17 protein-coding genes and 1 pseudogene are annotated in these 18,171 nt (G+C 72.2%); 15 read left to right on the top strand and 3 right to left on the bottom strand.

Annotated features, from left to right (window positions below; genetic code table 11):
• Nucleotides 1-28: 28 nt before the first annotated feature.
• The gene (locus tag KUM39_RS19265) at nt 29-910 is read left to right on the top strand and encodes a trypsin-like serine peptidase (RefSeq protein WP_217786953.1); all 882 of its coding nucleotides are present in this window, start codon (nt 29-31) and stop codon (nt 908-910) included.
• A 78-nt stretch (nt 911-988) separates the two neighbouring features.
• Here the strand turns inward: KUM39_RS19265 and KUM39_RS19270 are convergent, their stop codons facing one another.
• Entirely contained in the window at nt 989-2,602 is a 1,614-nt protein-coding gene (locus tag KUM39_RS19270; protein ID WP_217786954.1) for an N-acyl-D-amino-acid deacylase family protein, read from the bottom strand.
• Nucleotides 2,603-2,631: 29 nt separating this feature from the next.
• Entirely contained in the window at nt 2,632-3,921 is a 1,290-nt protein-coding gene (locus KUM39_RS19275) for an amino acid deaminase (RefSeq protein ID WP_217786955.1), read from the bottom strand.
• A gap of 211 nt (nt 3,922-4,132) precedes the next feature.
• On the opposite strand from KUM39_RS19275, the gene KUM39_RS19280 reads away from it, so the two are divergent.
• The 6 genes and pseudogenes from KUM39_RS19280 to KUM39_RS19305 all read left to right on the top strand — a co-directional run.
• Nucleotides 4,133-5,233: a sugar kinase gene (locus tag KUM39_RS19280; protein ID WP_217786973.1), complete on the top strand. Its 1,101-nt coding sequence runs from the start codon at nt 4,133-4,135 to the stop codon at nt 5,231-5,233.
• Nucleotides 5,230-5,991, top strand: coding sequence for an IclR family transcriptional regulator (locus KUM39_RS19285; RefSeq protein WP_217786956.1), 762 nt, complete (start codon nt 5,230-5,232; stop codon nt 5,989-5,991). Before KUM39_RS19280 ends, KUM39_RS19285 begins: the two co-directional genes overlap by 4 nt.
• Nucleotides 5,988-6,398, top strand: coding sequence for a RidA family protein (locus KUM39_RS19290; RefSeq protein ID WP_217786957.1), 411 nt, complete (start codon nt 5,988-5,990; stop codon nt 6,396-6,398). Before KUM39_RS19285 ends, KUM39_RS19290 begins: the two co-directional genes overlap by 4 nt.
• A 152-nt stretch (nt 6,399-6,550) precedes the next feature.
• The gene (locus KUM39_RS19295) at nt 6,551-8,035 is read left to right on the top strand and encodes a GntP family permease (protein WP_217786958.1); all 1,485 of its coding nucleotides are present in this window, start codon (nt 6,551-6,553) and stop codon (nt 8,033-8,035) included.
• 113 nt (nt 8,036-8,148) lie between these two features.
• Entirely contained in the window at nt 8,149-8,655 is a 507-nt protein-coding gene (locus tag KUM39_RS19300; RefSeq protein WP_246620397.1) for a hypothetical protein, read from the top strand.
• Between the two features lie 126 nt (nt 8,656-8,781).
• Nucleotides 8,782-9,051: pseudogene (locus tag KUM39_RS19305) on the top strand (hypothetical protein); the annotation flags it as partial.
• 87 nt (nt 9,052-9,138) lie between these two features.
• On the opposite strand, the gene KUM39_RS19310 reads toward KUM39_RS19305, so the two are convergent.
• Nucleotides 9,139-10,860, bottom strand: coding sequence for a chitinase (locus tag KUM39_RS19310; RefSeq protein ID WP_217786961.1), 1,722 nt, complete (start codon nt 10,858-10,860; stop codon nt 9,139-9,141).
• A 478-nt stretch (nt 10,861-11,338) separates the two neighbouring features.
• On the opposite strand from KUM39_RS19310, the gene KUM39_RS19315 reads away from it, so the two are divergent.
• The 8 genes from KUM39_RS19315 to KUM39_RS19350 form a co-directional block, all read left to right on the top strand.
• Nucleotides 11,339-12,166 carry a hypothetical protein gene (locus KUM39_RS19315; protein ID WP_246620404.1) on the top strand — a complete coding sequence of 276 codons (828 nt, stop codon included), beginning with the start codon at nt 11,339-11,341 and terminating at the stop codon, nt 12,164-12,166.
• 80 nt (nt 12,167-12,246) lie between these two features.
• Nucleotides 12,247-12,957 (top strand): Flp pilus assembly protein CpaB, encoded by a 711-nt coding sequence (cpaB, locus tag KUM39_RS19320; protein ID WP_217786963.1) that lies wholly within the window; start codon nt 12,247-12,249, stop codon nt 12,955-12,957.
• Between the two features lie 10 nt (nt 12,958-12,967).
• Nucleotides 12,968-14,200: a CpaE/TadZ family protein gene (locus KUM39_RS19325; protein WP_217786964.1), complete on the top strand. Its 1,233-nt coding sequence runs from the start codon at nt 12,968-12,970 to the stop codon at nt 14,198-14,200.
• Nucleotides 14,201-14,254: 54 nt separating this feature from the next.
• Complete coding sequence (locus KUM39_RS19330) at nt 14,255-14,635, top strand: pilus assembly protein (protein ID WP_217786965.1); 381 nt, start codon at nt 14,255-14,257, stop codon at nt 14,633-14,635.
• Nucleotide 14,636: 1 nt separating this feature from the next.
• A complete protein-coding gene (locus KUM39_RS19335; protein ID WP_217786966.1) occupies nt 14,637-15,023 on the top strand; it encodes a TadE/TadG family type IV pilus assembly protein in 387 nt (128 codons plus the stop codon).
• A gap of 17 nt (nt 15,024-15,040) precedes the next feature.
• Entirely contained in the window at nt 15,041-16,378 is a 1,338-nt protein-coding gene (locus KUM39_RS19340) for a TadA family conjugal transfer-associated ATPase (RefSeq protein ID WP_217786967.1), read from the top strand.
• A 6-nt stretch (nt 16,379-16,384) separates the two neighbouring features.
• Nucleotides 16,385-17,329 (top strand): type II secretion system F family protein, encoded by a 945-nt coding sequence (locus KUM39_RS19345; RefSeq protein ID WP_217786968.1) that lies wholly within the window; start codon nt 16,385-16,387, stop codon nt 17,327-17,329.
• Between the two features lie 16 nt (nt 17,330-17,345).
• Nucleotides 17,346-18,171 (top strand): DUF5936 domain-containing protein (locus KUM39_RS19350; RefSeq protein ID WP_217786970.1); only part of this gene is annotated, 826 nt, incomplete at its 3' end.

Genomic DNA, 18,171 nt, shown 5'->3' on the forward strand with positions numbered 1-18,171 from the left:
CCGTCCCCGTCCGCAGAGGGGACCCCACATGAACAAGCCTCTCCTGGCCGCGCTCTCCGCGCTGGCGCTCGCCGGGCTCGGCGCGACCCCCGCGCTCGCCGCACCCCAGGCCCACCCCGCGTCCGCCAAGGCCGCCGAGGCCCGCGGCGCGGCACCCGCCGAGGCCGCCAAGGCGGTGACCGTGAACTTCGCCGGGACGGTCTCGCTCAGCAACTGCTCCGGCTCGGTCGTCCGCTTCCCGGGCTCCGCGGACAGCGACCCGGCGCTGGTGCTGACCAACGGCCACTGCCTGGAGAGCGGCTTCCCGTCGCCCGGCCAGGTCATCACCGGCCAGTCCTCCAGCCGCACCTTCGGCCTGCTGAACTCCTCGGGCACCCAGATCGGCACGCTCCGCGCCAACCAGGTCGTCTACTCCACGATGACCGACACGGACGTCACGATCTACCGCCTCAACACCACGTACTCCGCGATCAGGAGCACGTACGGCATCAGCGCGCTCACCGTGCAGAACACCCACCCCACCGCCGGGACCGCCATCAAGGTCGTCTCCGGCTACTGGAAGCGGATCTACTCCTGCGCCGTGGACGGGTTCGTCTACCGCCTCAAGGAGGGCGACTGGACCTGGAAGGACTCGCTGCGCTACACCGCCGCCTGCGACACCATCGGCGGCACCTCCGGCTCCCCGGTCATCGACACCGCCACCGGGAAGGTCGTCGCCGTCAACAACACCGGCAACGAGGACGGGCAGCGCTGCACCGTCAACAACCCCTGCGAGGTGGACCAGAACGGCAACGTCACCGTCCGCCAGGGCATCAACTACGCCGAGGAGACCTACCAGATACCGGCCTGCTTCACGACCGGCAACAAGCTGAACCTCGCCGCCTCGGGCTGCACCCTGCCCAAGCCGTGACGCCCGGCGCCGAGGGGTGACAGCCGGGCGGGCCGCGCACTGCCGACGCGGCCCGCCCGGCTGTGCGGCGGTGCGCGCTCAGCCCACCGGCGTCCGCCGGACCGAGCGGCCCGCCAGTGCGTCCGTGCGCCACCCGTCCTCGATGACGAACCGCCCGTCGATCAGCACGTGCGGGATGCCCGTCGGCAGGGTGCGCGGCGCGGCGAAGGTGGCGCCGGGCGCGACCGTCGCGGGGTCGAACAGGACCAGGTCGGCGCGGTACCCCTCACGGACCAGCCCCCGGTCCGGCAGCCGCAGCCGGGCCGCCGGGCGCCCGGTGAGGTGCGCCACGCACTCCTCCAGCGACAGCACCCCCAACTCCCGTACGTAGTGCCCGAGATAGCGCGGGAACGTGCCGTACGCGCGCGGGTGCGGTTTGGCGCCCGTGAGGATGCCGTCCGAACCGCCGGTGTGCGCCCGGTGCCGCATGATCGCGCGGACGTTCTCCTCGTGCCCGACGTGCTGGAGGATCGTGGTGCCCAACCGGTCCCCGACCAGCAGCCGGTGCGCCGTCTCCCACGGGCTCTCGCCGCGCGCCCGCGCCAACTCCCGCACCGTGAAGCCCACCTGGTCCGCGAGGGCCGGGTCCGCGGTGCCGGAGATCTCGACGGTCTCCCACTCCACCGGCACCCCGTGGCAGCCGTCCGAGCCGGTGACCTCCAGGTCGTGCCGGATGCGCGCGGCCGTCGCCGGGTCGGTGAGCCGGGCCATGATCCGCTCCGGGCCGCCCTCGCTCGCCCAGCTGGGCAGCAGCGCGGCCAGCGTGGTGCAGCCGGGGGTGTAGGGATAGGTGTCCAGGGTGATGTCGGCGCCCGCGTCCAGCGCCGCGTCCAGCAGGGCCAGCAGTTCCGGGGCCCGGCCCTCGTTCACGCCGAAGTTCATCGTCGCGTGCGCCAGGTGCAGCGGGCAGCCCGCCTCCCGGGTCAGCGCGACCATCTCGGCGTACGCCTCCAGCGCGCCCGCGCCGTAGGAGCGGTGGTGCGGGCAGTAGTAGCCGCCGAACTCCGCGACCACGCGGCACAGTTCGGTCAGCTCGGTGTCCGGGGCGTACATGCCGGGGGTGTAGGTGAGACCCGAGGAGAGGCCGACGGCGCCCTGTTCCATGCCCTCCGCGACCAGGGCGCGCATCCGGTCCAGCTCAGCTGGGGTGGCGGGCCGGTCGTCCCAGCCGACGGCGAGGGCGCGGACCGTGCCCTGCGGGATCAGATAGGCCGCGTTGACGGCGACGCCCCGGTCCAGCCGGTCCAGGTACTCACCGACCGTCCGCCAGTCCAGGTCCAGGTCGTCGCCGTACCCGTTCCACCCGGTGATCGCCCGCCGCACCTCCTCCAGAGTCCGGTCGTCCACCGGGGCGTACGACAGCCCGTCCTGGCCGACGACTTCGAGGGTGACGCCCTGCGCGGCCTTCGCGGCGTGGTCCGGATCGCGCAGCAGGGCGAGGTCGGAGTGGGCGTGCATGTCGATGAAGCCGGGGGCCAGGACCAGCCCGTCCGCGTCCAACTCGCGTGTCGCGGTCGGCCGTTGACAGCCCGCTGCCGCCGCCTCCCGCACGATCTCCACGATCCGCCCGCCGTCGAGCACCACGTCCGCGCGGTACGACGGCTGCCCGGTGCCGTCGGCCACTTCCGCGTCCCGGACCACCAACTCCGCCATAGGAGGCTCCTGTTCGTCGCCCTGAGCGTCTAGAAGAACGTGCGGACGTAATCCACGACCGTGCCGTCCGCCTCGGTCACCGGGACGAGCTGCCACTTGTCGAACGACGTGCACGGGTGGGACAGGCCGAAGCCGACCCAGTCGCCCACCTCCAGGTCCGCCTCCGGGGTGGTGGTGAGCCAGGCGTGCTGGTCGGAGAGCTTGGCGACGGACACGCCGTCCGCCGGGCGCTCGGTGCCGTCCCGGCGGACCACCTGGGCGTCGGGGAGGTCGAGGTCGTGGGCCGCGTCCCGCTTGCCCGCGTTGACGAACGCCTGCTCCGGCGAGGGGCGCGAGACGACCTGCGCCCACAGCCGGAACGCGGCTTGGAGCGCGCCCTCCTCGGGGACGCGGGTGAAGGGGCTGATCCTCCGGTAGTGGCCGTCGTCGTGCGAGACGTACGCCCCCGAGCGGAGCAACTTCAATGCCGGGCGCGACAGTTCGGGTACCTCCGCGAACACCTCGGCCACCGTGTCGAACCAGGCGCTGCCGCCCGCGCTCACCACGATCCCGTCCACGTCCGCGAACCGGCCCTCGGCGTCGAACCTCACCGCCAGCGCCAGGAGTTGACGCAGATAGGCGGCCACGCGCGCCGGGTCGGCGCCGGGCACCTCGCCCTCGTAGCCCGCGACCCCGGCCAGGCGCAGGGTCGGTGCGGCGGCCACCGCGTCCGCGACCGCCAGGCACTCCGCCTCGCCGCGCACCCCGGTCCGGGCGCCCTCGCCCGCCGCCAGTTCGACGACCACGTCCACCGGGCGGGCGGAACCGCGCAGTGCCGCGTCCATCAGCTCCACCCCGCGCACCGAATCGACGTAGCAGAGGAAACGGAAGTCCGGATCGGCCGCGAGGTCGGCGGCGATCCGGCGCAGGGCGGGCGCGTCCACGAGTTCGTTGGCCAGGAAGATCCGCTCGATCCCGAACGCCCGCGCCACCCACACCTGATGGGGCACCGCGAGCGTGATGCCCCAGGCGCCGTGCTCGATCTGCCGCCGGAACAGCTGCGGGGCCATCGAGGTCTTCCCGTGCGGGGCGAACGCCAGGCCGTGCCGTTCGGTGTACGTCTTCATCAGCGCGAGGTTGTGCGCCAGGCGCTCGGCGGACAGCGTGAGCACGGGGGTGGTGAAACCACCGTCGAAGAGGTTGCGGCGCTGCCCGGCCAGCTCGGCCACGGTCAGGCCCAGCGCGTCCGGCGGCAGGCCCTTGAAACGGTGGTCGATGCGTTCCCCGGCGAGGTGCGTGAGCGCGTCCAGGGCGGTGCTTGTGCCGTTGCCGTGGCCCATTCCGACCTCCTGATCAGGTGCGTTGCGATTTCTGCAACGACCATTGCGTATGTCGCGTACCGCTGTCTAACATCTCGGCCAGCACCGGGTCAACGGAGCCGCCGACCCGGCAGCCGAGGGAGGGACCGCCGCCATCGTGACCGCCGACGGACAGCTCAGCTCCGCGCCGGAGAACCCGGCGACGGCCGACGTGGCCACCCTCGGCGAGTCCATGATCACGTTCCTGCCCACCCGGCCCGGCCGCCTCGCCGACGTCCCCTCGTTCGCGCGCACCGTCGGCGGCGCCGAGTCCAACGTCGCCTGCATGCTCGCCGCCGCCGGACACACCGCCCGCTGGGTCAGCCGCGTCGGCACGGACGGCTTCGGCGACCACCTCCTGGAACACATCGCCTCCCACGGCGTCGATGTCTCCGCCGTCCACCGCGACCCCGCCCGCCCCACCGGCGTCTACTTCCGCACCGCCGGGGACCGGGGCACCGGCGACCACGAGGTCGCCTACTACCGGGCGGGGTCGGCGGCCTCCGCGATGAGCCCGGCCGACGTGGACCCGGCCGCGCTGCGGTCGGCGCGGGTACTGCACCTCTCCGGGATCACGGCGGCACTCTCGGCAGGGTGCCGCGACCTCCTGTACGACCTCATGTCCCCGTACCCCGGCCGCCCGTTGATCTCCTTCGACGTCAACCACCGCCCCTCGCTGTGGGACGACCGGGGGAGCGCGGTCCTGCTGGAACTGGCACGCCGGGCGGACGTGGTGTTCGTGGGGGAGGACGAGGCGGAGGCGGCCTGGGGAGTACGGGGCGGTGCGGCGGCGGTCCGGGAGGTGCTGCCCGAGCCGGGGGTGCTGGTGGTCAAGCGGGGCGCGGCGGGCGCGGTGGCGTTCACGTCGGCCCCGACGGCGGAGCCCGCCCCCGCCCCCACCCCGGGCGCCGGGACGGCACCGCCGCACCCGGCCGCCGTACGCCTCGCATCGGACGCCGTACGCCTGGCACCGCACGCCGTACGCCTCGCTCCGGCCGCCGAGGCGCGGGCGCTGCGCGTGGACGTCGTGGCCGCCACCGGTGCGGGCGACGCGTTCGCCGCCGGGTTCCTCGCCGCCACCCTGCGCGGCCTCCCCCTGCGGGACCGCCTCCGGCACGGACACCTCTTCGCCGCCGCCGCGCTCACCGTCCCCGGCGACCTCGCCGCACCGCCCGCCCGTGACCACGCCGACCGGCTGGCCGCACTGGACGACGCGGAATGGGAGAAACTTCGTCTCGGCCCCGGCTGGACGCAAGCCGGACAGGCCGCCGCGAAGGAGACGAACGCCCCATGAGCCAGACCGTAGACCGCGCCCTGAGCATCCTGCCGCTGCTCGCGGAGGGCCCCGCCGACCTCGGCCAGGTCGCGGACCGGCTCGGCGTGCACAAGTCCACCGCGCTGCGCCTGCTGCGCACCCTGCACGAACACGGCCTGGTCTACCGCCAGTCCGACCAGCGCTACCGCCTCGGCGCCCGCCTCTTCGCCCTCGCCCAGGAGGCGATGGAGAACCTCGACATCCGCGAGATCGCCCACCCCCACCTGGCCCGCCTCAACGAGAGCTGCGGCCACACCGTGCACCTCGCGGTGTACGAGGAGGGCGAGGTGCTGTACATCGACAAGGTCGAGAGCCGCTACCCGGTCCGCATGTACTCCCGGATCGGCAAACCCGTCGCCATCACCGTCGCCGCCGTCGCCAAACTCCTCCTCGCCGACCTGCCCGAGCCCACCCGCCGCGCCCTCGCGGAGAAGCTCGAATACCCCCTCTACACGGCCCGTTCCACCCCCAACGCCCCCGCTTTCCTAAGGGAGTTGGAGCAGGTGCGGGAACAGGGCTGGGCCACCGACCTCGGTGGCCACGAGGAGTCCATCAACTGCGTCGCGGCGCCCGTCCGCGGCGCCGACGGCCGGGTGGTCGCCGCGATGTCGGTGTCCGCGCCGAACGTCGTCGTCACCGCCGAGGAACTCCTCACGCTGCTCCCGCGGGTGCGCCGCACGGCGGACGCCATCAGCGGCGAGTACTCCGGAAGAACGCCAGTAAGGGACCCCGCATGACCGAGAAGACCGCGCTCACCCCCACGACCCACACCGTGCCGCCCGCGAAGTTCTCCCACGGGGTGCGCAAGGGCAACATCCTCCAGGTCGCCGGTCAGGTCGGCTTCCTGCCCGCCGAGGAGGGCAGGGCCCCCACCCCGGCCGGGCCCTCCCTGCGCGAGCAGACCCTCCAGACGTTCGCCAACGTCAAGTCGATCCTCGAAGAGGGCGGCGCGACCTGGGACGACGTGATGATGATCCGCGTCTACCTCACCGACACGGACCACTTCGCGGAGATGAACGCCCTCTACAACACCTACTTCGAGGAGCAGGGCCTCTCCCAGCCCCCGGCCGCCCGCACCACCGTCTACGTCGGTCTGCCGCCCGGCCTGCTCATCGAGATCGACGCGCTCGCCGTCCTCGGCTGAGCGGCCCCCTTCCCCGTACGACCGCACGGCGCGGCGCCCCCCCACCCGGGGTGCCCTGCCGCGCTCCGCGCTGCCCCGCGCCGCCCGCGACGGCCGGACGCACGCCGTACCGCCGTTCTCACCTCCCGACGTACCGACGCAGAGGACCCCCCATGTCCCTCCCGCTCACCGCGTTCGCCGCCCCCGCACCGGCCGCCCCGCCCCACACCGGCGGCCTGCTCCTGCTGCTCGGCGGCACACCCGGACTGCTCACGGTCGCCGCGCTCGGCATCGTGCTGCTGCTCTTCCTGATCATCAAGGTGCGGCTCCAGCCGTTCGTGGCGCTGCTCGCCGTGTCCATAGCCGTCGGCCTGCTCGCCGGTCTCTCCGTGACCGAACTCTTCGGCACCGTCCAGCGTTCCGACGCCGTCTCCACCATCGAGTCCGGGATGGGCGGCATCCTCGGGCACGTGGCGATCATCATCGGCCTCGGTACGATGCTCGGCGCGATCCTCGAAGTCAGCGGCGGAGCCGAGGTGTTGGCGTCCCGGCTGCTGAACCTCTTCGGTGAGCGGCGCGCTCCGCTGGCGATGGGCCTGACCGGTCTGATCTTCGGCATCCCGGTCTTCTTCGACGTCGGCATCTTCGTCCTCGCGCCGCTCGTCTACGCCGCCGCCAAGCGCTCCGGCAAGTCGATCCTGCTGTACTGCCTGCCGCTGCTCGCCGGTCTCTCCATGACCCACGCGTTCCTGCCCCCGCACCCCGGCCCGGTGGCCGCCGCCGGACTGCTGCACGTGCAGCTCGGCTGGATCATCCTCATGGGCGTGGTCTGCGGCATCCCCGCCGTGCTCGCCGCGTGGGCCTACGCCGCCTGGATCGGCCGCCGGATCTTCGTCGCCGTACCGCAGGACATGGTGGAGGCGGCCGACGAGGCGCGGCAGGCGGTCGTGGCGGAGCAGCGGCGGGCCGGGGTCGAGCCGCGCGAGACGCCCGTACCGCTCGCCACCGTGCTGACCATCATCGGCACCCCGCTGGTCCTCATCCTCGCGGCGACCTTCTCCTCCATCGCCCTGGACCCCTCCCCGGCCCGCTCGGTCCTGGAGTTCCTCGGCAACCCGTTCGTCGCCCTCACCCTCGCCCTGGTGCTCGCCTACTGGCTGCTCGGCATCCGGCGCGGCTGGTCCCGCAAGTCCCTGGAGACGGTGTCCACTTCGTCGCTGAAGCCGGTCGGCAACATCCTGCTGGTCGTCGGCGCGGGCGGCGTCTTCGGTGCCGTCCTCAAGGCCAGCGGGGTGGCGCAGGCCCTCTCCGACACCTTCCACGGCGTGGGCCTGCCGGTGATCGTCCTCTCGTACCTGATCTCCCTCGTCCTGCGGGTCGCCCAGGGCTCGGCCACGGTCGCCATCGTGACGACGGCGGGCATCGTCGCGCCACTGCTCGCCGCCGACCACTCCTCGCAGGCGTTCACCGCGCTCGTCATCATGGCGATCTCCGCCGGTTCCATCTTCGCCTCGCACGTCAACGACGGGGGGTTCTGGATGGTCGCCAAGTACTTCGGCATCACGGAGCGGGACACCCTGAAGACGTGGACGGTGCTGGAGTCGGTGCTGTCGGTGGCGGGGTTCGTGGTGGCGGGGGTCGTGAGCGTGTTCGTGTAAGGCGTGCGTGAGGGTGAATCGTCGTCGCAGGTCAGCGCGTTGGCCTGCGGACGGTGGCGAATCTTCGGCGGGCTGACTGGTTCCGGCACAGGAAAGTCGTCCATACTGCGGCCGTGGACCAGCGCATAGGATCGAGCAGCAAGCCGTCGGAGACCGACGCGTCGAAGGCCGAGCCCGTGACGGGCGCCGGCTTCGACCCGGCCTTCATTCCCGGCCTCACGGCCCCGGCCAAGGCGCCCGCGCCCGCCGCCCCGGCCGCCGAGGAGGAGCCCGCGGACGCGGCCCCGGAACCGGCGCCCGCCGAGGCCCCGGAGGAGACCGTCCCCGACGGCCCCGCCGACGGCCCGGCCTTCGAGGCGTCCGACCGCCGCGCCCGCTTCGCCGCCGACCACCGCGGCGTCCGTCTCCGCCTCGACGAGGAGGACTGCGAGTTCCGCTGGCACGAGATCGCCGCCGTCGAGACCGAGACCGCCCGCTTCGGCAAACGCTTCACCATCACCGTCCACACCCCGGACAGCCGCTGGTACCCCATCGAGATCGAGGCGAAGTCCCGCTCGGACTTCGCCACCTGGGAATCCGAGCTGGACGCGGTCCTGGACGCGTACTTCGAAGAGGCCTAGCCCCAGCGGATCCCCCCTCCCCGCGAGCTGCCGCGTCCGCCCACCCGGACCCGGCAGCTCGTTCGTCCGTCGCACGACTTTCCGGCTCCCGGCTCGTTGATCACTCCGTACGCGGTCGTACGGACGTGGAGGGACCTCATGACGGCGATCCAGTACTTCTGGCGGCACCCCCTCGCCGAACAGGTGCGCGCGGAGGGGCGGGAACAGGGTGTGGAGCTGGGGCGTATCGGGGATCGGCGGGAGATGACCCTCCGCATCCTCCAGTGGCGGGACATTCCCGTCCCGGACTCCGTCCGTGAGCGCGTCGAGGCGTGTGCCGACCTGGACCAGTTGGAGGTCTGGGCCCGGCGGGCGGTGCACGCGCGGGAGGCGGCGGATCTGTTCGCCGGGGAGTGAGCCGCCGACCGCACTGGCTGTTCCCCTCGCGCGCGACGGCGCCCGGACCCCTAGGAGGAGTCCGGGCGCCGTTCCGGTGGGTGCGGGTTACGGCAGGGCGTGGACGTGGGCGCCCACCGAGTTGGACCAGGCGTTGCCCGCGGAGGCGTCCCAGTTGGTGGACCAGGTCATGGCGCCGCGGAGGGCGGGATAGGTGCGGGAGGGGCGGAAGGAGCCGCAGTTGGTGCCGCGGGCGAGGCAGTCGAGGGCGTTGTTGACGACGGTGGGGGAGACGTAGCCGCTCCCGGCGCCGCTGGTGGAGGCGGGGAGGCCCAGGCCGACCTGGGCGGGGGAGAGGCCGCCTTCGAGCTGGATGCAGGCCAGCGCGGTGAGGAAGTCCACCGAGCCCTGGCTGTAGACCTTGCCGTCGCAGCCGAGCATCGAACCGCTGTTGTAGTACTGCATGTTGACGACGGTGAGGATGTCCTTGATGTTCAGCGCCGTCTGGAAGTACGAGTTGGACGTGGACTGCATGTCGATGGTCTGTGGGGCCATCGTGATGACCAGCGAGGAACCCGCCTTGCCGGACAGTGAGCGCAGCGCCTGCGTCATGTAGGTCGCGTTCAGCCCGTTCTCCAGGTCGATGTCCACCCCGTCGAAGCCGTACGTCTGCATCAGCGAGTACACCGAGTTGGCGAAGTTCGCCGCCGAGCCGGAGTCGCTCACCGACACCGTGCCGTTCTGGCCGCCGATCGAGATGATGACCTTCTTGCCGGCCGCCTGCTTGGCGCGGATGTCCGCCTTGAACTGGTCCACGGTGTAGCCGCCGAGGCCCGCCGAGTCCAGGTTGAAGGTGACGGCGCCCGGTGTGCCGGTGGCGTCCGCGAAGGCGACCGCGATGATGTCGTACGCGGCGGGCACGTCGGAGATCTTCTGGACCCGCGCGCCGTTGTTGAAGTTCTGCCAGTAGCCGGTCACGGCGTGCTTCGCCACGGAGCCGCCACCGCCTCCGCCACTGCCCCCGCCGGTCCCGGCCGTCGTCCCGGTCACCGTCGCGGACTTGCCCGACTCGCCCGCCGCGTTGGTCGCGGTCACCTGGAAGCCGTACGAGGTCGAGGCGGTCAGGCCGCTCACCGTGGCCGAGGTGCCGGTCACGCCCGTCACCTTCGTGCCGTTGCGGTACACGTTGTAGCCGGTGGCGCCGGACACGCCCGACCAGGCCAGCGACACCGAGGACGAGGTCGTACCGGTGACGTTGAGGCCGGACGGAGCGGCCGGGACCGTCGGGTTGCCCCCGCCTCCGCCGCCCGTGCCGCCCCCGTCGGGGCCGAACAGCGAGACGTCGTCGGCGTAGTAGGCCGCCTGGCCGTACCAGCCGTGGGTGTAGACGGTCACGGAGGTGGTGGACGCGCCCGTGGTGAAGCTCGTGGTGAGCTGTTTCCAGGACGCGGAGTCCGGCGTCCAGGTGGAGACGTCGGTGGTGCCGGAGCCGGTCACGCCCAGGTAGCTGTAGCCGCCCTGGACCCACGCGCTCAGTGTGTAGCGGGAGTTGGGCTTCACGGCCACCGACTGGACGCACTGCGCGTTGTCCTGCCCGGCCGGGGTCCCGCGCAGCGCAGAAGAGCCGCTGTGTACGGGTGAGTTGACGGTCGTCCCGCTGTTCGCGGAACACGTCCAGTTCGAAAGGCCGGACTCGAAGCCCGCGTTGCGGACGTTGTTGACGTCGGCGGCGGCGGCGGGTGCAGCCGCCGCGAGACCGGCGACGGACACGGCGAGCGCGGTCGCGGCGGACCACAGGGCGGTACGGCGTCTGCGGCGGGATCGGGGCATGCCTGGTGCGCGGTCCACTGGGGCCTCCGGAGGGAGTGGGGTGGGGAACTCACGGGGGTACAGGGAGTACGGGGAGTGCGAGGAGCACGGAAGAGCGAGGAGCACGGGGAGTGCGGAAAGGCGGACATGACGTGCGGGGAGCGCTGCGCCGGAGCGGTGCCGTCCCCGCTGGGTCCAAGTTGGTCCAGACCAATTCCGCTGTCAAGAGGTCCAGACCAAATCCCCCGCACGCCCCGCCCGTTCGCCCGCCCCGCTGACTCCACGTACTCAACCTGTCCTGATTTGGCAGGAGTTGTGATCACGATGTTCCACATGAGGTGGACAAACGCTGTTCTCCGGCCAATGGCCCGTGGATACAGTGCTCAGGTAGTCACGCAATGAAGTCGCCCTGGCCCGCGGGAGTGACACCGGTGGGCCGCCGGGTGTGAGGAGCGGGGAGCTGCGCGTGCCAACTGCCGTCGCCGTGACCAGTGCCGACATGGCACTGCCGGCGCAGGACGAACGGACCATGCCCGCCGTCGTCCTGCGCGACCTCGACCAGCGCCCGCTGGAACAGACCCTGATCGAACTGCACGACCTCACCGAACTCCACGGCCACCTGGTCGTCGTCTGCTCCGAGGCCACCCCCGAACCGGTACTGCGCCGCCTCTACACCCTGCGCTCACTGCTGGAGAGCGACCGGATCGCCGTGTTCCGTCCCGGACTTCCGCCGCTCGCCGTCGCCGTCCTCGCCCGCCAGCTCCGCCAGCTCGCCTCCTGCGACCTCAGCCCCGGCGTGCTCGCCTCCGCGGGCCGCCTGCTCACGCACTACCTGCACGCCGGTGCCGTCCTCGGCTCGGTCGCCCGGCTGGACCGCGTCCCCGTCGGCCTCAAGGCGCACGCCAAGTCCTGGATGCCCGGCACCCAGTTCGCCGTCCTCGCCCACCCCGAACCGCAGCTCGTCAAGATCGCCCCCGGAGCCACCCTCAAGGGGCCCGAGTTCGGCACCTGGATGCTCGTCGCCAAGGGACAGCACCCCGGCGACTTCGCCACCGGCCTCGCCGACACCTGGAACTGCCACGGGCTGCGCGAGACCGACCTGCCCGCCGAGTCCGCCCGCTGGTGGGCCACCCCGCGCACCGCCGAGTTCTGCGCCCACCTCGCCGACCTCTCGGTCCTCTACCAACTCGTCTCCTCCGTAAGGCAGTCACGCTGCCACTGGTGCGGCATCGACGTCATCGGGGACCGCTGCGTCTTCTGCTCCGCCACCCCGCCCGCCCACGACCTGCCCGGACCCCGCGCACTGGAACAACGCACGCCCGCCTGACCGGACCGGCCACCACCCCGCCCCACCGCGCACCGCCCGCCCTCCGCCCGACCGACTCCCCCAACGAGGTTGCACGGTTCATGAACTCCCGTCAGCGCCGCGGCGTCATACTCCTCATCCTCTCCGTCCTCTGCGCGCTCGGCGCCTTCGCCGGAGTCCTCTCCGTCGTCCGCGACGCGCAGTCCAAGGTCGGCCCCGAGGTCGCCGCCTACCGGGTGAAGTCCGAGGTGCAGCCGTACACCGCCCTGACCGGCGGCCAGTTCGAGAAGATCGAGATGCCGAAACGGTGGCTGTCGGCCAACGCCGTCACCGACCTGACACAGCTGCGCGGCAAGATCGCCGTCACCACCCTGCGCCCCGGCTCGCTGCTCCAGAGCGACATGATCGTGGACCGGCCCGCGCTCCGCCCCGGCCAGCAGGAGGTCGCCATCATGATCGACGCGGCCACCGGAGTCGCCGGCAAGATCACCCCCGGCTCGCGGGTCAACGTCTACGCCACCTTCCAGGGCAAGAAGCAGACCGACCCCGACCAGTCGAAGATCATCGTCACCGACGCCCGCGTCCTCGACGTCGGCCGGATCACCGCCCTCGAACCCGACCGCGGCGACGACAACCGGCAACAGGCCACCGAGGCCGTCCCGATCACCTTCGCGCTGTCCACCCTCGACGCCCAGCGCGTCACCTACGCCGAGTCCTTCGCCCAGCGCGTCCGCCTCGCCCTGGTGGCCCCCGGCGGCGGCACCGGCATCCCCGACAGGGACCGCACCTACGAACTCGCCACGGACAAGTGAGGCGGTCCGCATGCCCACCAGGATCCTCCCGGCCGGCGCCGACCCGGACGCCGTACGCTCCCTCGTCACCCTGCTCAGCCAGCTCCCCGACGCCGAACCGCAGCCACCGCTCAACGACTCCACCGCGCTGCTCGACACCCTCGCCCGGCTCGCCGCCGACTCCGTGGACGAACTCCCCGAGGTCGTCGTCGTCCACGAACGGATCGGCCCGCTGCCCGCGCTGGAGCTGATCCGCGAGGTCGCGCTCCGCTTCCCCGCCGTCGGCGTCGTCCTCGTCACCGCCGACGCCGGACCCGGCCTGTTCGCCGCCGCGATGGACTCCGGCGCCCGCGGCCTGGTCGCGCTCCCGCTGTCGTACGAAGAACTCGCCGCCCGCGTCCAGGCCGTCGCCCAGTGGTCCACCGGAGTACGGCGCCACCTCGGCCGGGGCACCGACACCCCGGCCGGAGCGGGCGGCACCGTCGTCACCGTCAGCGGCGCCAAGGGCGGCACCGGCGCCACCGTCGCCGCCGTCCACCTCGCCCTCGCCGCACAGGCGTCGGGCCGCTCCACCGCCCTGGTCGATCTCGACCTCCAGTCCGGCGACATCGCCTCCTACCTCGACGTACAGTTCCGCCGCTCCGTCGCCGACCTCGCCGCCATCAGCGACATCTCCCCCCGCGTCCTCGCCGACGCCGTGTTCCGGCACGACAGCGGACTCGCCCTGCTGCTCGCCCCCGGCGAGGGCGAACGCGGCGAGGAGGTCACCGACCGCTCCGTCCGCCAGCTTCTCAGCGCCCTGCGCTCCCGCTACGACGTGGTCGTCGTGGACTGCGGCGCCCAGCTCGGCGCCGCCAACGCGGCGGCCGTGGAGTCCGCGGACACCGCGCTGCTCGTCACCACCCCCGACGTCATCGCCGTACGCGCCGCCAAACGCACCGTCCGCATGTGGGACCGGCTGCAGATCCGCAAGGCCGAGGAGACCACCCTCGTCGTCAACCGCCACTCACGCGGTACGGAGATCCAGCCCGCCCTGATCCAGCGGATCACCGGCACCGCCCTCGCCCGCACCGCCGTCCCCGCCCACTTCAAGGAACTCCAGGCCGTCGTGGACGCCGGACGCCTGCACGAACTCGACAACCGGAGCACCGTGAAACAGGCCCTGTGGACGCTCGCCGGTGAACTCGGCCTGGTCAAGGCCACCGAGGGCGCCCACCGGAGCCCGGGGCGGGGCACGGTCGGCCTGCGCCGCAGGAGGGACTGAGCAGCGATGCGTCAACGGCCGCGTACGGTACGGGACTCACCAGCGGTGCGGAGAGTGCTCCGCACCGGGGGAGACCGGGGACAGGTCAGTGTCGAACTCCTCGGCATGACCCCGCTGATCGTCCTCACCCTGGTGCTCATGTGGCAGGCCGTACTCGTCGGGTACGCCTTCACCCTCGCGGGGAACGCCGCCGACGAAGGCGTCCGCGCGGGCACCGCCGCACCACCCGGAGCACGCCAGGGCGCCTGCCGACAGGCCGCGCTGAAAGACCTCACGGGGGCCTGGCGCAGCGGAGCGCGGGTACGGCAGTGCGGCGGCACCGGATGGGTCACCGCCGAGATCGGGGTCAAGGTCCCCGCCCTCTTCCCCGGCCTGATCGACTTCCCGGTCACGGTCTGGGGCCACGCCGGAGCGGTGGAGGAGGTGAAGCGCTGAAATGCGCACACGAGTTCACGAAAACACCGGACAACACACCCACCGGCGAGCGCGGCTGGGGCGCGACCGGGGTCAAGTCGCGATCGAATACCTGGGGTTCGTCCCCGTCCTCCTGATCGTCGGCCTCGTCGGCATCCAGATCGGCGCGGTCGCCTACGCCGCCGAGCAGGCCGGAACCGCCGCGCGGGCCGGAGCACGGGCCGCCTCACTCCGCCAGGACGCCGGAGCCGCCTGCGCACGGGCGGTCAGCGGCGGGACCGACGTCAGCTGCACCGGCGGAGGCGGCGGCGGAGACACCGTCACCGTCACCGCCACCGTCCGCATCCCCAAGATCCTCTGGGACCTCGGCGCCGCGAAGAAGACCGCCACCATGCCCCTCGACCACTGACCGGGAGAGACGCACCCATGAGCCTCCGGGCACGCATCGGCACCCCCGAGGAGAACCGCAGCCGGGGCGAGGACGACCGGCTGGTCGCCTCCTACCGGGCCAAACTCCTGGAAGAGATCGACCTCGCGGAGATGAGCGCGCTCGCCACCACCGAACGCCGCGCCCGCCTCGAACGCGTCCTCGGACACATCATCAGCCGCGAAGGCCCGGTCCTCTCCACCGCCGAACGCGCCCAGCTCATCCGCCGCGTCGTGGACGAAGCCCTCGGACTCGGCATCCTGGAACCCCTGCTGGAAGACGCCTCCGTCACCGAGATCATGGTCAACGGCGCCGAATCGATCTTCGTCGAACGCGGCGGACGCGTCGAACGGCTCCCCCTCCGCTTCGCCTCCGCCGACCAGCTCATGCAGACCATCGAACGCATCGTCTCCACCGTCAACCGCCGCGTGGACGAGTCGAACCCGATGGTGGACGCCCGGCTGCCGTCCGGCGAACGCGTCAACGTCATCATCCCGCCGCTCTCCCTCACCGGACCCGTCCTCACCATCCGCCGCTTCCCGCGCTCCTTCACCCTGCACGAACTCGTCGGCCTCGACTCCCTCGACGAACACATGGTGTACCTGCTCGCCGCACTCGTGCAGGCCAAGTTCAACATCATCGTCTCCGGCGCCACCGGCACCGGCAAGACCACCCTGCTCAACGCCCTGTCCGGACTCATCCCGGCCCACGAACGCATCATCACCATCGAGGACTCCGCCGAACTCCAGCTCCAGCAGACCCACGTCGTCCGCCTGGAATCCCGGCCGCCCAACGTCGAGGGCAAGGGCCAGGTCACCATCCGCGACCTCGTCCGCAACTCGCTGCGCATGCGGCCCGACCGCATCGTCGTCGGCGAAGTACGCGGCGGCGAATCCCTCGACATGCTCCAGGCCATGTCCACCGGCCACGACGGCTCACTCGCCACCGTCCACGCCAACAGCGCCGAGGACGCCCTCACCCGGCTCCAGACCCTCGCCTCCATGTCCGACGTGGAAGTCCCCTTCGTCGCCCTGCACGACCAGATCAACAGCGCCGTGGACGTCCTCGTCCAGCTCACCCGGTTCGCGGACGGCGCCCGCCGCATCACCGAGATCGCCCTCCTCGACAGCCACGGCGGAGAACCGTACCGACTCACCACCGCCGCCCGCTTCCACGCCCAGCCGATGACCGCCGACGGCCGCGTACCCGGCTCCTACACCCACCACCCGCTGCCGCGCCGCGCCGCCGACCGCCTGCACATGGCCGGACAGCCACTCCCACAGGCGTTCGGCGTCGCCCGCACCGCCGACCAGCTCGCCACCCGAGAGGCCAGGTAGGCCACCATGCACCTCAACGACCTCGTCCGGCTCACCACCGGAGTCGCCCTGCTGACCTGCGTCCTGGCCGTCGTCGGCGTGCACGCCTACGCCTCCGGCCGCGCCGAACGCGCCGCCCTGATCGACCGGCTCACCCACAGCGGCGAACCCCTGCCCCCCGGACGCGCACGCCGCTTCCGCACCCTCGACCGGCGACTGCGCGGCACCGCGCCCGGCCGCCGCCTCGGCCTGCGGCTCGCCGCCACCGGACTCGACGTCACCCCCGGCGAGTTCCTCGTCTACCTCCTCGCCACCGTCGCCGCGCTCTGGCTCATCGGACAGGCCGTCCTCGCCCCCTTCTTCGGCCCCCTCGCCGGACTCCTCGGCATCTGGGCGTCCTGGCAGTTCCTCAACTGGCAACGCCAGAAACGCATCGAACGCTTCATCAACCAACTCCCCGAACTCGCCCGCATCCTCGCCAACGCCACCCAGGCCGGACTCGCCCTGCGCACCGCCATCGGCATGGCCGCGGAAGAACTGGAGGCCCCGGCGGGCGAGGAACTCCACAAGGTCGCCGACCAGTTGGCCGTCGGCCACTCGATGGACGACGCCCTCGGCGAACTCGCCGAACGGCTCCCGTCCCGCGAACTCGTCGTCCTCGTCACCACGCTCGTCCTCTCCAACCGGGCGGGCGGCCAGGTCGTCTCCGCGCTGCGCAACCTCACCGACACCCTGGAGGAACGCAAGGAGACCCGCCGCGAGGTCCGCACCCAGCTCTCCCAGGTCACCATGACCTCCTACGCCGTCCCCGTCCTCGGCATCGGCGCGCTCTTCCTGATGAACGGCGTACGCGACGGCGCCCTGGAGCGCATGACCGGCTCCTCCGTCGGCCAGGCATGCGTGATCATCGCCTTCGCCCTGTACGCCGTCGGCTTCGTCCTCATCCGCCGGATGAGCCGGATCGACGTGTGAGGAGCTGACCGACCGCATGGGACTCCTGCTCGCACTCGTCGCCGGGCTCGCCGTCTGGGGCGCCTTCGCCGGGCTCCGCCTCTACCGCGCCGACGCGAAACTCCCCGGCGACCTCGCCCTCGCCCTGGAGGTCGGCGCCACCCGCACCGGCGCCGTCGGCTCCGTCATCGACCGCATGGGCATGCGGTACGCCCCGCTCGTACTGCGCCTCATGGGCCCCCGCATGGTCACCCGCTACCGCCGCAGGATCGACCTCGCGGGCAACCCCGGCGGCCTCACCCTCGACCGCTACGCCGCCCGCCGCGCGGTCTACGGCGCGCTCGGCGGCGTCGGCTTCCTCGTCTTCCTGATGCGCGGCCAGTGGTTCGTGGCCGTCCTGCTGCTGCTCTTCGGCGCGTTCTGGACCGAGGTCGGGCTCTGGTCCGCGATCCGCGTCCGCCGGGACGTCATCGAACGCACCCTGCCCGACTTCCTCGACGTCCTCGCCGTCGTCGTCAGCGCCGGGCTCGGCTTCCGCCAGGCCCTCGACCGCGTCGCCCGCCGCTACGAGGGTCCCTGGGCCGACGAACTCTCCATCACCCTGCGCCAGATGGACCTCGGCATGAGCCGCCGCCAGGCCTTCACCGAACTCCGGCGCCGCAACGACTCCGAGCAGGTCGCCATGTTCGTCACCGCCCTCCAGCAGGGCGAGGAACTCGGCGCTCCCATCGTGGACACCCTCGTGGCTCTCGCCAAGGACATGCGGCGCACCGACGCGCAGAACGCCCGGCGCAAGGCCGCGCGGGCGGTCCCCCGGGCCACTCTCATGATCACGACCTTCATGGTTCCGGCCACGATGCTGC

Origin of the sequence: Streptomyces corallincola, assembly GCF_019104725.1 — a bacterium.
GTDB lineage: Bacteria > Actinomycetota > Actinomycetes > Streptomycetales > Streptomycetaceae > Streptomyces > Streptomyces corallincola.

Bases quoted from the DNA above. Each gene is read 5' to 3' on its own strand.
- cpaB (WP_217786963.1), top strand. From the start codon at position 12,247: ATGAACTCCCGTCAGCGCCGCGGCGTCATACTCCTCATCCTCTCCGTC.
- KUM39_RS19345 (WP_217786968.1), top strand. From the start codon at position 16,385: ATGCACCTCAACGACCTCGTCCGGCTCACCACCGGAGTCGCCCTGCTG.
- KUM39_RS19290 (WP_217786957.1), top strand. From the start codon at position 5,988: ATGACCGAGAAGACCGCGCTCACCCCCACGACCCACACCGTGCCGCCC.
- KUM39_RS19310 (WP_217786961.1), bottom strand. From the start codon at position 10,860: ATGCCCCGATCCCGCCGCAGACGCCGTACCGCCCTGTGGTCCGCCGCG.
- KUM39_RS19325 (WP_217786964.1), top strand. From the start codon at position 12,968: ATGCCCACCAGGATCCTCCCGGCCGGCGCCGACCCGGACGCCGTACGC.
- KUM39_RS19335 (WP_217786966.1), top strand. From the start codon at position 14,637: ATGCGCACACGAGTTCACGAAAACACCGGACAACACACCCACCGGCGA.
- KUM39_RS19295 (WP_217786958.1), top strand. From the start codon at position 6,551: ATGTCCCTCCCGCTCACCGCGTTCGCCGCCCCCGCACCGGCCGCCCCG.
- KUM39_RS19315 (WP_246620404.1), top strand. From the start codon at position 11,339: ATGGCACTGCCGGCGCAGGACGAACGGACCATGCCCGCCGTCGTCCTG.
- KUM39_RS19265 (WP_217786953.1), top strand. From the start codon at position 29: ATGAACAAGCCTCTCCTGGCCGCGCTCTCCGCGCTGGCGCTCGCCGGG.
- KUM39_RS19285 (WP_217786956.1), top strand. From the start codon at position 5,230: ATGAGCCAGACCGTAGACCGCGCCCTGAGCATCCTGCCGCTGCTCGCG.
- KUM39_RS19275 (WP_217786955.1), bottom strand. From the start codon at position 3,921: ATGGGCCACGGCAACGGCACAAGCACCGCCCTGGACGCGCTCACGCAC.
- KUM39_RS19270 (WP_217786954.1), bottom strand. From the start codon at position 2,602: ATGGCGGAGTTGGTGGTCCGGGACGCGGAAGTGGCCGACGGCACCGGG.
- KUM39_RS19340 (WP_217786967.1), top strand. From the start codon at position 15,041: ATGAGCCTCCGGGCACGCATCGGCACCCCCGAGGAGAACCGCAGCCGG.
- KUM39_RS19280 (WP_217786973.1), top strand. From the start codon at position 4,133: ATGATCACGTTCCTGCCCACCCGGCCCGGCCGCCTCGCCGACGTCCCC.